14 protein-coding genes are annotated in these 13,048 nt (G+C 67.7%); 10 read left to right on the top strand and 4 right to left on the bottom strand.

Going from position 1 to position 13,048, the window contains the following annotated elements; genetic code table 11:
* Window positions 1-18 precede the first annotated feature (18 nt).
* Together AB0M45_RS13920 and AB0M45_RS13925 are read left to right on the top strand one after the other, a co-directional pair.
* Window positions 19-180, top strand: a complete 162-nt coding sequence (locus tag AB0M45_RS13920) for a hypothetical protein (protein ID WP_364327499.1) — start codon at window positions 19-21, stop codon at window positions 178-180.
* A gap of 47 nt (window positions 181-227) precedes the next feature.
* Entirely contained in the window at window positions 228-521 is a 294-nt protein-coding gene (locus AB0M45_RS13925; RefSeq protein ID WP_364327502.1) for a helix-turn-helix transcriptional regulator, read from the top strand.
* Window positions 522-677: 156 nt separating this feature from the next.
* Here the strand turns inward: AB0M45_RS13925 and AB0M45_RS13930 are convergent, their stop codons facing one another.
* A complete protein-coding gene (locus tag AB0M45_RS13930; RefSeq protein ID WP_364327505.1) occupies window positions 678-1,004 on the bottom strand; it encodes a hypothetical protein in 327 nt (108 codons plus the stop codon).
* A 573-nt stretch (window positions 1,005-1,577) separates the two neighbouring features.
* On the opposite strand from AB0M45_RS13930, the gene AB0M45_RS13935 reads away from it, so the two are divergent.
* From AB0M45_RS13935 to AB0M45_RS13945, 3 genes are all read left to right on the top strand, one after another.
* A complete protein-coding gene (locus AB0M45_RS13935; RefSeq protein ID WP_364327508.1) occupies window positions 1,578-2,099 on the top strand; it encodes a DUF6879 family protein in 522 nt (173 codons plus the stop codon).
* Window positions 2,096-2,932, top strand: a complete 837-nt coding sequence (locus AB0M45_RS13940) for a helix-turn-helix transcriptional regulator (protein ID WP_364327511.1) — start codon at window positions 2,096-2,098, stop codon at window positions 2,930-2,932. Before AB0M45_RS13935 ends, AB0M45_RS13940 begins: the two co-directional genes overlap by 4 nt.
* Window positions 2,933-3,071: 139 nt before the next feature.
* A complete protein-coding gene (locus AB0M45_RS13945; RefSeq protein WP_364327514.1) occupies window positions 3,072-3,392 on the top strand; it encodes a DUF6879 family protein in 321 nt (106 codons plus the stop codon).
* A gap of 71 nt (window positions 3,393-3,463) precedes the next feature.
* On the opposite strand, the gene AB0M45_RS13950 is transcribed toward AB0M45_RS13945, so the two are convergent.
* Window positions 3,464-4,654, bottom strand: a complete 1,191-nt coding sequence (locus tag AB0M45_RS13950; protein WP_364327517.1) for an FHA domain-containing protein — start codon at window positions 4,652-4,654, stop codon at window positions 3,464-3,466.
* Window positions 4,655-5,699: 1,045 nt separating this feature from the next.
* On the opposite strand from AB0M45_RS13950, the gene AB0M45_RS13955 reads away from it, so the two are divergent.
* From AB0M45_RS13955 to AB0M45_RS13965, 3 genes are all read left to right on the top strand, one after another.
* Window positions 5,700-6,494 carry a hypothetical protein gene (locus AB0M45_RS13955; protein ID WP_364327520.1) on the top strand — a complete coding sequence of 265 codons (795 nt, stop codon included), beginning with the start codon at window positions 5,700-5,702 and terminating at the stop codon, window positions 6,492-6,494.
* A 182-nt stretch (window positions 6,495-6,676) separates the two neighbouring features.
* A complete protein-coding gene (locus AB0M45_RS13960) occupies window positions 6,677-7,348 on the top strand; it encodes a TetR/AcrR family transcriptional regulator (RefSeq protein ID WP_364327522.1) in 672 nt (223 codons plus the stop codon).
* Between the two features lie 41 nt (window positions 7,349-7,389).
* On the top strand, window positions 7,390-7,908 hold the full coding sequence (locus tag AB0M45_RS13965) for a GNAT family N-acetyltransferase (RefSeq protein WP_364327525.1): 519 nt from the start codon (window positions 7,390-7,392) through the stop codon (window positions 7,906-7,908).
* 161 nt (window positions 7,909-8,069) lie between these two features.
* Here the strand turns inward: AB0M45_RS13965 and AB0M45_RS13970 are convergent, their stop codons facing one another.
* Window positions 8,070-9,620: a glycerol-3-phosphate dehydrogenase/oxidase gene (locus AB0M45_RS13970; RefSeq protein WP_364327961.1), complete on the bottom strand. Its 1,551-nt coding sequence runs from the start codon at window positions 9,618-9,620 to the stop codon at window positions 8,070-8,072.
* 31 nt (window positions 9,621-9,651) lie between these two features.
* Window positions 9,652-10,314: a helix-turn-helix domain-containing protein gene (locus AB0M45_RS13975; RefSeq protein ID WP_364327528.1), complete on the bottom strand. Its 663-nt coding sequence runs from the start codon at window positions 10,312-10,314 to the stop codon at window positions 9,652-9,654.
* 125 nt (window positions 10,315-10,439) lie between these two features.
* Between AB0M45_RS13975 and AB0M45_RS13980 the strand changes: the two genes are divergently transcribed.
* Complete coding sequence (locus AB0M45_RS13980; protein WP_364327964.1) at window positions 10,440-12,017, top strand: FAD-binding oxidoreductase; 1,578 nt, start codon at window positions 10,440-10,442, stop codon at window positions 12,015-12,017.
* The gene (locus tag AB0M45_RS13985) at window positions 12,014-12,970 is read left to right on the top strand and encodes a diacylglycerol kinase (protein WP_364327531.1); all 957 of its coding nucleotides are present in this window, start codon (window positions 12,014-12,016) and stop codon (window positions 12,968-12,970) included. The genes AB0M45_RS13980 and AB0M45_RS13985 overlap by 4 nt, the downstream gene beginning before the upstream one ends.
* Window positions 12,971-13,048 lie beyond the last annotated feature (78 nt).

A 13,048-nucleotide genomic window follows, 5' to 3' on the forward strand; every position in this document is an offset into this window, starting at 1 on the left:
GTGTGATATCGTGATCGGGTGTTGTACGAGATCCTCGCGGAACCGGAAGTCGTCGAGTTTCTGTACCGCCTGGACGCCGCCAGCCGGGCGGCGGCAGACCATCGCGCTGGACTCCTGGCCGAACTCGGGCCGCAACTCGCGGGCGAAATACGTGCGGAAAATCTGCGAAACCGAACATGACAGGACTTATCAGCACATCATCGCGCTCTAGAAAGGAGACCCGCTCCATGATTTCGCAAGAAGAATTCGACCGTCGTACAACCGAACAGCGGGCAACCCCTGAATACCAACAGGCGTACCGGAACGCCGAGATTGCCTACGGGGTAGGGAAGATGGTGCGGGAAGCGCGAGAAGCAAGGGGGTGGACCCAAGTGGAGTTAGCCGAACGTTCCGGACTGAAGCAGCACGCGATCTCACGCCTCGAGGCTGGGGACGTGGTACCGACACTCACCACCCTGGAAAAGATCGCGCAAGCGTTCGGTGGGCATGTGCACGTGAACATCGCTGAACAACGCTGCTGATGGCCGCCATGTCCTGGTTCTCGGCGCCGTCCGGGAGCGGTCGGGGTGAGCTTGCGGGAGCGACTCACCGTGCTGGCGGGCGCATCACGTCGTTGGCGGCGCACCTGTTGTATATGTACATCGCCCGCGTCAGCCGCCGAATTGGCCAAGAGGGTATCAACGACCAAAGGTCTTGATCCAGGCATCGTGTTCGGTTGGTGAGAGCATCCGGCCATCGGTGCAACCGAATGCCCAGCGTGCGTAGGTGTTTTCGGGCTGGACCGTGATCACGTCGACGACTTTCACCAGCTCGGCAGGCACGTCCGCGCCGAAGTGCTGGGGATTGGGCACGATTACGGCGTCGACATCAATCCGTCGGACCACGTTCAGAAGCCGACTCAACGGGCAATCGGTCTTGGGCCCGAACACCACGGTCTTCGCCAGTTCGTATCCGAGTCGCTTTGCGAGGCTGCGGATTTGGATCTCGTCCCAGGTCTGGGACACACCGGAAACATCTCGGCGCAGGTACCCGATCGCCGTCGGCCGTGGTCTCATCTGCCCCTCCTCATCCGTTGGTGAGCACCCGACGCCGGGGGCGGCTCACCCGGCGTCGCGTGCCTGGTCACACACGCTACGAAGCGTCCACCGGCCCACGCCAGAAGTATGCACAAGGTTGCAGAAACTCAGCTTCCAGCTGACAAAGCTTGCTACGTCGAGGAACATTGAAATCGTGCGGGAATACTCGTGCATAGAACTAGACAGGGGGCAACAACATGCGCCTACAGTTCCTCGGCAAGGGTGGGTCAGACGTTGGCGGATGTCCGACTCTGTACGCCATCGACCCGCACGGGTACCAGGGCTGGCGAACCGACAAGCTTGGAACAGTTGAGATCCCACACCTGCTACTCGGGTTCACTGAGCCGGATACGTTTATCGGCGCGACGATGACGGACACCGGGCGAGGGACGTTTACCCTCACCGGACGACCCATCGTCGAGCCAGAGATCCTGGCTCGGCTCGATCTAGCGCCGAACGAGACAGCGGTTGAAGTTCCGAGGATCAGGAGGACTTTCTACGGTGCTCTACCTTCAGCATGAGCCGCCAGACTGGGTGAGCCTCTTCCGCGGATGCAAGACCGAAGCATTCCATCTAGAAGTTCGGGACGCATACGCGGTGCCAACTGAGTCGGACCGGTTTCGCCGGTTCCTCGAAGGTGAGCCACCGCTGCCAGACGAGCACAAGAACCGGTGGGTTGACCTCATACAGGAAACTGTCGGCCGGGGCGTAACGGTGAGTCGGGTACGAGTGGTAACCGAGCCGCTCACTGACTATCACCGCTGGCTGTTGTCCGTCACCGGTAGCAATGTGGAAGCTGGGGAAGGCATACGGTACGTACCTCGGCATGTCGCCGGAGAGGTCCCACCAGATGATTGGTGGCTCCTGGACAACGACCGTGTTGTCTACAACTTGGTCAACGAGCACGAGAAGCCAGCGGGCCTAGCGGTAACCACCGATACTCGGATTGTCGAGTACTGCCAAGGTGTACGCGAACGGCTCTGGGAGCTGGCAACACCGTACGCGGAGTATGTCAAGCAGTGACCGACAGCGTTCACGACGCTCGGGAAGCTCTCGGGGCACGGCTCCGGGAGCTTCGCCGTTCGGCAGGGCTCACCGGCAGGAAGCTGGCCGAGCTGTCAGGCTGGCACCAAACCAAGGTGTCGAAGATCGAATACGGGCGGATCAAGCCGTCCGATGACGATATCCGGGCGTACTGCGCCCACACCGGTGCCGAGGACCAACTACCAGACCTGCTGGCGACGCGGCACAACATCGAAACGGCCTACCTCGAATGGCGGAAGGTGCTCGGCACCGGGCTCAAGCGCCGACAACAGAAGTCCCTGAAGCTCGAAGCTGAAGCAACGTTCATCCGCGACTACCAACCTCAGATCGTCCCCGGTCTTCTGCAGACCGCGGAATACGCCGAAGCCAAGCTGAGGCGAGGCATGGAGTTCCACCAGGTACCCGACGACTTGGACGAAGCCGTGTCGAAACGGATGGAGCGGCAACGCATCCTCTATCAGCGTGACCACCGGTTTCACTTTCTCATCGCAGAGCAGGCGCTGTACGCGACAGTTGGCAGCGATGACATCATGATCGGCCAGCTCGACCGGCTCGCCTCGATAATCGGCATGCCGCGCGTCGCGCTCGGCATAGTCGCGGCGACGGCTGAGGCGCTGGTGGTGTCAACCAACTTCGTCATGTTCGACAACCGACTCGTCATGGTGGAAGGAACAGCGGCCGAGCTGACCATCACGCAACCGCGCGAGATAGCGGTCTACGGACGGGCTTTCGAAACGCTTGCCAGGCAGTCCGTGACCGGTGATAAAGCCAGGGATTTGATCAGGGCAGCGCTCGAGCGGCGGCGTTCATAGTCCCGCACGACACGCTCTTTGGATCTGAGCTCGGGTCGCTGTGCCGACCACGTTGTCGGCGCATAGATAACGGACACCGGGCGTGATCCTGAAGGCTGAGAGGTATACCACGGTGGAATTTCGGTCGAATGATCGGTGCATGGAGCTGTTCGAAGAAGCGCGCACGTCAGAGTTTCATCTGGAAGTTCGGGACACCTACGTGGAACCGGAGGAGTCCGAACCGTTCCGTCGATTTCTCAATGGCGAACCGGAGCCGGTCGGCGGCTACGACAAGAGCGATTGGCTCGACCTCATTGCGACGGCGACGGCGACGGCGACGGGGCAGGGTATCACCATGAGCCGGGTACGGGGTGGCCACGGTCCCGCATTCGGACTATCACCGCTGGTTGCAAAAGAACGGCTCTGGCCTCTGGCTACTCCGTATGCCGAATACGTTTCCACGGCCAATGTCCAGCGGTAACGAGGTCCGTACTCGCAACCGCCCGCTGCTCATACTCGCAGTTGAGGGAACTGCTGCTGCGCCGCTGAAGGTCAATTGTCGTCGCTGCGATAGGTAAGGATTCGCTCGCTGATGCGGACGCGCCAGCCGGGTTGGAGTTCGGTGGGGGAGGTGGTTATGCGGGTCCATTGGTCGGTGTCGGGGGCGGCGATGAAGGTGCCCGAGGTGGCGGCGGCGTCGCGGACGTAGACCTTGCCGCCGTCGACCGAGACGTAGGCGTGGACCCGGGAGACGTGGCGGTCGCGCTGGACGACGAGGGGAGCGGCGGTGGCGGCGCGCACGGATTCGTCCACCTGCGGGCCGCGTCCGATGACGTAGGGGCGGTCCAGCGGATAGGCCGTGCCGTCTTCGGTGATCAATGCGCCGGGGGCGGTTTCGGTCGCGAGGGCGGTCGGACGCAAGACGCGGGTTCCGCCGTTCTCGGCTGTTTTGCGAAGGGCGACGGGCTCGTCCGGGTGGTGCGCCGCGGGCTGCAACTGGGACCAGGCCAGTGGGCGATCCGCGACCGGCCGGGGTGGCCGCGGTTTGGCTAGTGGGCGTGCCGATGCGGTCGGCCGGGCGGCTGGGGGAGCCGGTGCGAGAGCGTCGGACGCGCCGGTCGGTTCGGGCATCGCCGAGAATCCGGTCGCAGCCGTGGGCTCGGGTTCGGCCTGCGCGGGACGCCCGGCGGACGTGGACCGCTCGGCGGACTCGGATGGGCGCGGCGCAGCGGACTCGGATGGGCGCGGCGCGGCGGCCATTCCGGCGCGCCGAAGCGTGGCGTTCCAGACGAACTCGCCGCCAGGGACCACGCCCGTCCGCAGATCGGTGCGCGGCAGCGCCGTCAGCGGCTCGCCGGTGCTCGAGCCGATCGTGATGCGGCGCACCGGCTCGCGGACGATCTCGTCCACCCAGGTGAACGCGCGTCCGCCGTCCAAGCGGCGGACGCCTTCCGCGCCGTGGATCTCGGCAGTGACCGGTCCGCGCAGCAGGATCAGCGTTCCGTCGTCGGTTGGCGCGACCACACCGAACGGCGGTGTCTGCGCCGTGCCGCCGAAGATCACCGCGGCGAGACGTTTGGCCAGCGCCGCGCCGGGATATTCCACATCGGCCACGGCCTCGATGGTGCCGAGTATTCGGTCCGTGGAAGCGGTCTCGTCGCCCAAGTAGGCGACGACCGCGCCGAAACGGGCGACCAGGCCGTCGCCCGGTGCGATACCCACGGTGGGCGGTTTACTGCGCACCCGCGCCCTCCTTCCCGGCGCACTACCGGCATACCTGAGCCAGCATAGAGCGTCGGCGTAAGCCGAACCGGAGAGCCGAAGTCTCGCCGGGTGGGTGCCGAGCCCCCTCCATCAGTGGCGTTCGCTGGTCGAATTCCCTGCTGTCAGCCGCTTTCCGGCCACCGGCGTCAGCGGTGTCGCGACCGCTCTGAACTGGGCATTGTGGTTACAGCCGCACCCTTACCCCGGGCATGCGCGCCAACCCGAAATATGATGTACGTCACTCACGTCGGCGGACCCGCACTGGCGTTGGCGCGACATCGCGGCGCAAGGAAGACACTGCCGCTCGTTGTCGTGCGCGGCTGTCGGCGCTCCCGGTTTCGCCACAGTCGGTGTCGATCGTGATCGGCGCAGCTAACCTCACCACCTGATGTCACTGCTGGTGATTTCGCGGCGCCGAGGTGGCGGTCCATACGGGGGAGCGGTGCGCTGCATCCGGCTGTCAGGGTGCGGCGAGCAACTATTCGCGGTGTCATTCGGCCGTGACGACGGCTGCGAAGGTTGTGGTGACAACCGTTCTGCGGCGGGTCGGGCCGACCGCCCAGGGGCGAGCGGCGGGGCTGGCTGGACAACGCACGGCCGCCTTGCTCGGCGACCACGTAGTCGATGGACGGCGGTAGGTAGAGCCGGCCGAGCAGCAAGAGCCGAAGCTCACCCACGCTCCGTATGGTCCGGTGCTTGTCGCTGAGTTGTCGCGCGGGCGACTCTGCGCCAGAGACGTTGGCGGAGAGGGAAATTGGTTAACCACCCCAAATCTGGTGGGGTGCGGCCGAGGGGCTGGTCTCGTAAACTTCCCTTGCATGGGGACTTCGATCATCCGAACACCATGACTCCGCGGCAGCCGAATCCGCGCCCCGGCATAAGGCCACAGCGCGGGAAGCCTCTGCGCCATTCCCCTCGTCGGCAGTCGCGGCAACGCGCAGCAGAGCAGCCTGCCTCGCCGCCGTCGTCCGCAGAGAGCAAACCATGGTGGAGACGTGCACTCACCTGGCTGTTCGCTTTCTTCGTGGTTGGCGGCGCTGTCGGTGCTTTTGCGAACGACCAGATCAAGAGTTGGCTCACCAGCGAATCCGAAAAGTACGGCACAGACATCAAAGTCGTCGATATGACCGAGGTCGATGATCCGGCGAGCAATTGGGTGCTGCCCGCCGGCGTCGACCCGACGCCCTACCTCACTCGGATGACGAACGAGCCGCGCATGGTTTGGCTGCGTGAACACGGTGCCGTCGCAGCATCGTCCATGACCTGGGAAGTGACACTTTTGGCCAACCGGACCAGCGCCGTGGAGATCGTGGATATCGTACCGGTGCTCGTCCAACCATGTGGGGCCCCGCTGGTATCCGGATACGGCTTCATGGACGAGCACCTCGAAGGAGAAACGGACAAGCTCGTTCTGGTTACCGATGTGGCAAGCGAGCATCCGGTGTTCGACCGGAGCGGTGTCGACGACAAAGGCGAGCGTGTCGATGTCCTCGACTTCTTCGCCAACAAGCGCATCACGCTGCCCAAAGGGGAGAAGAATACGATCGCGTTCACCACGAGAATCACCGAAGGACACTGCCGGTGGACCTACCGGCTGGACTACATCGCCGAAACCGGCCGGGAATCGATGACCATCACCGCGCCCGGAGGAAAGCCGTTCGAAATGACCCAGGGCGGTCTCACCGAAGGCTACGACTGGGTTGTGCCGACCGCATCGCTCATGTGTCTCGGAGTCCCGGAGGGTGCGGTGCGACCGAAGTTGAGTGGGACAGAGGGCCGGGCGCTTATCATCAATGGCGAATGCTGGACCCCACGGTAGTCGAACCTGGTTATCGCACCGCGGCAGCGTCCTGCCCGCCACCTGCGGAGTGCCGCCGGGCAGTTGACACGAACGCTGATCGTGTCAAACAGCGTTCGTCTGCGGCTATGCTCGGGCGCAATGAGTGGGCGAACGAGCCAGAATACGGATATGCCGGAGCCGACCGGCAGCGAGGCGAACGGATGAGCGCGGCAGGTGTCAGCCGCCGGGCACGCCCGGCCAAAGCTCCGTTGAGTCGCGAGGTGATCGTCGAGACCGGCCTGCGCATCCTGGACCGGGACGGCGCGGCGGCGCTCACTATGCGCCGGGTCGCTCAGGACCTGGATACCGGAGCGGCTTCGCTCTACGTCTACGTCGCCAACCGCGACGATCTGATGGCCGCCATGCTCGACCATGTCCTCGGCACGGTTCCCGAGCCGGTCGGGGCGAGCTGGCGCGACCGGCTCACCCAGCTCGTCGACGCCACGGTCGCGGCGATGAGCAGGCACGAAGGATTGGCGCTCGTCGCGCTCGGCACGATCCCGACCAGCCCGAACGCGCTGCGGCTCATGGAGCTGATGCTCCGAGCGCTCACCGAGGCGGGACTGGACGGCCGCACCGCGTCCTGGGCGGTGGACCTGCTCTACCTGCACATCACCGCGTCGGCCGCCGAGCAGAGCGTGCACGACACCAGCGGCGGCACCGAGCGCGACTACCTCGCCGACGTCGCGCGGTGCTTCGCCCAGCTGCCCGCGGACCGGTACCCGACCATCGTGGCCATGCGCGACACCATGCTGTCCGGCGGCGGTGACGCCCGCGCGGCATGGGCGGTCCGGGTGCTGCTCAACGGCATCCTCGCCACGCGGGCCGACTAATACACTGGCTCCGGTCGTGCCCGCCGGTCCACAATGACCCGGTGATTCGGCCTGCGACGACCCGTGACCTCCCTGCGCTTCAGGACATCGAGCGCGCGGCGGGCAAACCGTTCGCGGAGATCGGCATGACGGTGGTGGCCGATGACGAACCTCCCTCGCTGGAAACGCTGCGCGAGTTCCAGGAGGCCGGACGCGCCTGGGTCTGGGCCGAGGACGATCGGCCGATCGGCTACCTGATCGTCGGGGTGATCGACGGAAATGCGCACATAGACCAGGTCTCGGTGCACCCCGGCTACGCCGGGCGACGCATCGGCAAGCGCCTCATCGACCGAGCCGCACGCTGGGCCGCCGACCAGGGCATCCGTGCGCTGACGTTGACCACGTTCACCGAGGTCGCCTGGAACGGGCCATATTACGAGCGGCTCGGCTTCCGCTGCCTGTCCGCGGATGAGGAGACACCCGGCCTGCGCGCGCTGCGCGCCGCCGAACGCGCCCACGGCCTCGATCGCTGGCCACGCGCGTGCATGCGAGCGGAGTTGTCCGCGTGGGCGATCGACTGACCCGCCCGCGAACCGAATACCCCGGCGGTCCCTGAGCCAGGGCTGCTTCCGCGTTGCATGGATTGCCGGCCGATCAGCGCCGAATAGCGCCGGAGACCGCCGAGTAATGACGGAGGTCACTGCGTCAAAAGGAGCAATTCGCCCGCGTCGCGAAGACCGTCCTAGCTGATGGCGGCAAGTGCGACAGCGGCGGCCGTGGCTGCGGCCGCCCGGTCCTCGGCGACCAGGCCGATGCGGGTGCGCCGGTCCAGCAGATCGTCCGCGTCGAGCGCGCCCTCGTGGGACACCGCGAACGCGAATTCAGCGGCGAGCACGTCGATTCCGGGGGCCACCGGCTCGGCGAGCGCTGGATCATGGCGCGCCGCCGCCAGCACGATGGTCGCCTCGCTGCCGTAGCGGTCGATCAACACCGGCGGGGCGTCGATGCGGTCGCGCGCCGCTCCGGAAACCGCGCCGACCAGAGGAATCTCCCGGGTGCGGCATGGCCCGGCGGTGAGCCCGCCCTGCGCGACGGCCGCGTCGACGGCATCTTCGGCCATCTTCCGGTAGGTGGTGAGCTTGCCGCCGACGATAGTCACGACGCCGGTGGGGGAGCGCAGTACCGCGTGCTTGCGTGAGATGTCGGCCGTGTTGTCGCCGGCGGTCTGCAACAGCGGCCGCAGGCCCGCGTACGAGCCGCGAATGTCTTCGCGCGTCAAGGGCTCACGCAGGGCGGGGTTGATGGTGTCGAGCAGGAAGTCGATCTCGGCGTCGGTCGGCTTCGGCTCGTCGGGCACCGGTCCCGGCGCGTCCTCGTCGGTCAGGCCGAGGTAGACCCGGTCGTGCGCGGCGGGGAACGCGAAGACGAAACGGCTGGTGCTGCCGGGCACCGGTACGGTCAGCGCGGCGGCGAGGCCGCCGAAGGACGCCGCGGAGAACACCAGGTGGGTCCCCCGGCTCGGGCGCAGCTGGATGCTCGGATCGACCTGGTCGGCCCAGACGCCAGTGGCGTTCACCACGGTGCGTGGCCGCACGGCGAGGGTCTCGCCGGTCCGGGTGTCGCGCAAGGTCGCCGAATCGCCGGTGACGTCAAGGGCTTCGGTATACGTGATGACTCGCGCGCCGTGCGCCGCCGCGGTGCGCGCGAGGGCCACGACCAAGCGCGCGTCGTCGACGAGCTGCCCGTCCCAAGCCTGCAACCCGCCGCGCAGCCCCGCGCGGCGCACGGTCGGCGCCAGCCGCAACGCCTCCGCGGCGGCGACGCGCCGGGAGCGGGGCAGGATCGCCGCCGGGGTTCCCGCGCCGCGCCGCAGCAGGTCGCCCGCCAGGAAACCGGCCCGCACCAGCGCGGCGTGGGCCGCGCCGACGCCGGGCAGCAGCGGCACTAGCTGGGGCAGCGGGCGCACCAGATGTGGCGCCGTGGTGCGCATGAGGATCCCGCGTTCCACCGCGCTCTCGTGCGCGATGCCGACCCGGCCACTGGCCAGGTAGCGCAGCCCGCCGTGCACCAGCTTGGAACTCCAGCGGCTGGTGCCGAAGGCCAGATCGTGGCGTTCCACCAGCACGGTTCGCAGGCCGCGGGCGGCCGCGTCGAGCGCGGCGCCCGCGCCGGTGACGCCGCCGCCGATGACCAGCACGTCGATCTCGGCGCCGTCGCCGAGCCGGGACAGGTCCGCGGCGCGGCGGGCGGCGTTCAGTGCGGAGTCGCCGGTGTGCCGCGAATTCCTGGTCATCGCAAGGCCTTTCCGATCCAGCAGGGCGCCGTCATCGCGGCTGCTTCCGGTTGCCGCCGTCGGCGCGGTCATCGAGGTACCCGTCGATCGCGCGACGGAGTTCGGTGTCGAGGTGTTCGCCCGCCAGCAACGGCGCGACGGTGCCCGCCGATTGCACCGCCGACTGGGCGATCAGCAGCAGCATTGTGGCCATCCGTTCCGGGTCGCCATCGCGGATGGAGCCGTCCTGCTGGCCTTCCCGAATGCCCGCCGCGAACAGCTCGATCAGCGCGCGCTGGTTGCGCCCGAGCCGGCCGAACACGTAGGTGAGCATGAGATCGGTGTCGGTGCGGAAGATCTTGCCGAACAGCGGATTCGACCGGACCGTCGCCGCGCCCGCGACCAGGCCTTCGACCAGCCTGGTGCGAGCGCTGCCCGCCGACGGCATGGTCGCCGCGACGATGCCGCGCAGCTCACGCACCAGCAGCTCGGCCACCAGCGCGCCGGTATCCGGCCAGCGGCGGTAGACGGTCGGCCTGCTGACACCCGCCCGCCGCGCCACCTCGGTGAGCGTGGTGCGGCGCACGCCGAACTCCTGCACGCAGGCGCGGGCCGCGTCCAAGATCGCGAGGTCGGTCGCCGAGAGCGCGTTCTCGGCGGAGTCGTCGGGAGCGGTCAAGGTCACCACCGGGGTCGATTCGTCGGTGGGGGCCACCGAACAGGGTGAATAAGCCGAATGCTCGTTACTGCTTGACAGTCTATGTCAAACTGTAACGCATGGAGCAGCGAGCGACCAATGGACACAACCGCTGGCGCGGCATGAGCGGGTCCGCGACGAGTATGGTCTGGGATGCCTGGGGAGTTCCGGCTGGACACCAGCAACTTCCGGAGCGAATCCGCACCCTGCTCATGCAGGTCTTCGGGGTCTCCGGCAATCCGGTGGCGCGCCGCGATGAGGGCGACGTGCCACTGCGCGAATCGGCGCTGACCCCCGCCCGGCGAGCCGGATTGGCCGAGGTGGTCGGCACCGGCAACGTGTCCGCCGACCACCGCGACCGGTTGCGGCACGCCGGTGGCAAGAGCACGCCCGATCTGCTGCGCCGCCGCGCCGAAGGTCCGCAGGACGCGCCCGATGCCGTCGTCTTCCCCGCCGATCACGACCAGGTGCTCGCCGTGCTCGCCTACTGCGCGGAGCACGCCGTCGCGGTGGTTCCGTTCGGCGGCGGCACCAGCGTGGTCGGCGGCGTCGATCCCGTGCGCGGCCGTTTCGACGCCGTGATCGCACTGGACCTGCGCAGGCTCGATCGCGTGACCGACATCGACCCGATCAGCGGCACCGCGACACTCGGTGCTGGACTCGCCGGTCCGCGCGCGGAGGAACTCCTCGCCGAACACGGCCTCTCGCTCGGCCACTTCCCGCAGAGCTTCGAGTTCGCCACGATCGGCGGCTTCGCGGCGACGCGGTCGTCCGGACAGGCGTCCGCGGGCTACGGCCGCTTCGACGACATGGTGCAGCGGCTGAAGATCGCCACGCCAAGCGGCACGCTGGAACTCGGTCACGCCCCGGCCTCGGCCGCCGGACCGGACCTGCGCGAACTGTTCGCCGGTTCGGAGGGAACGCTGGGCGTCATCACCGAGGTCACCCTGCGGGTGCATCCGGTCCCGGAAACCGTTGCCCACCAAGCGTGGTCGTTTCCCGACTTCGAAACCGGTGCCGCCGCGCTGCGTTCGGTGGTGCAGGCCGGCGCGGCACCGACCGTGCTGCGGCTGTCCGACGAGGCGGAGACCGGGATCAACCTGGCCCGCTCCGGTGATATCGGCGGGAGTCAGGTCGCGGGCTGCTTGGCCATCACCACCTTCGAGGGCAGCGCGGCGCATGTCGCGGCGCGCAGCGCGGAGGCGGGCGAGCTGCTTGCCGCCGCGGGCGGCACACCGCTGGGCGAGGAACCGTCGCGGGAATGGGAGCACGGTCGATTCGCCGCGCCATACCTCCGTGACGCACTCCTGGACGTCGGCGTGCTGTGCGAGACACTCGAGACCGCAACCACTTGGTCGAACCTGGCGGCGCTGAAGGCGGCGGTGACCGCGGCGCTGACCGGCGCGCTGGGCGAGCAAGGGACGCCCGCACTGGTCATGTGCCACATCTCGCACACCTATCCGACCGGCGCGTCGCTGTACTTCACCGTCGTCGCCAAGCAGCTGGACGACCCGCTCGGCCAGTGGCTGGCCGCCAAACGCGCGGCGGGCGACGCTATCGTCGCGGCGGGCGGCACCATCACCCACCATCATGCGGTCGGCACCGATCACCGTCCATGGCTGCCGGACGAGGTCGGCGATCTCGGCGTGCGCGTGCTGCGCGCGGTGAAGGCCGAGCTCGACCCGGAGGGCATCCTGAACCCCGGAAAGCTGGTGCCGTGACCGAGTATTCGCCCGTGCGGGCAGTCACCGTAGTGACCAATCCGCGGTCCGGGCACGGCAAGGGCGGCGACGCCGCGAACGCCGCGATCGCCCGGTTCCGTGCCGGCGGCGTCGAGGTGACCGAGGTGTGCGGTGGGTCGGCTGCCGAATCCGTCCGGCAGGTTCGGGATTCCATCGGGGGCGGCAGCGATGCGAAGCCGGACGCCGTGGTCTGCATCGGCGGCGACGGGCTGATCAACGTGACCCTCGCGGCTGTCGCGGAGACCGGCGTCGCGCTCGGCATGATCCCCGCGGGTACCGGCAACGATCTGGCCAGGGAACTCGGCGTGCCGACCGACGACCCGATCGCCGCGGCCGATGTCGTATTGCGCGGGCGGACCAGGACCATCGATCTGGGTCGGATCGAGTCCACCGGTTCCGGCGCGCCGATGTGGTTCGCCACCGTGACGGGCACCGGATTCGACGCGCGAGTCACTTTGCGCGCCAACGACATGCGGTGGCCGAAAGGCAGACTGCGCTACACCGTCGCGGCGCTGGCCGAGATATCCGGACGTTTCACCGTGCCCTACCGCGTCGAGCTGACCGGTGCGGTCACCGAGGGGCTGACCAATCCCGGCGTGGGTGCCCGGTTGGCGACCGAGGCCGTCATGGTCGCGGTCGGCAACACTCGCACCTATGGCGGCGGCATGTTGATCTGCCCGGACGCGCTCATGGACGACGGACTGCTCGACCTGACCGTGGTCGGCGCGCTGTCGCGCAGGGAGATGCTGCGCCTGCTGCCCGCGCTGTCGGCGGGCAAGCGCCAGAACCATCCGGAGGTGAAGCAGTACCGTGCCGCGGCCGTCACGCTCAGCGCGCCGGGCGCGCCCGCGACGGCCGACGGCGAACCGGCCGGCACCCTGCCGATCACCATCCGTGCGGTCCCCGCGGCGCTCACCGTACTGGTTCCCTGACGCGACAAGCGAGTTGGCGGTCACGGCGTACCTCCGCCTTCGCTCCGGCCATGCGCGGGCTGATGACGGACTACGTCC

The sequence above is a fragment of the Nocardia sp. NPDC051787 genome (genome assembly GCF_040681325.1).
Classification (GTDB): domain Bacteria; phylum Actinomycetota; class Actinomycetes; order Mycobacteriales; family Mycobacteriaceae; genus Nocardia.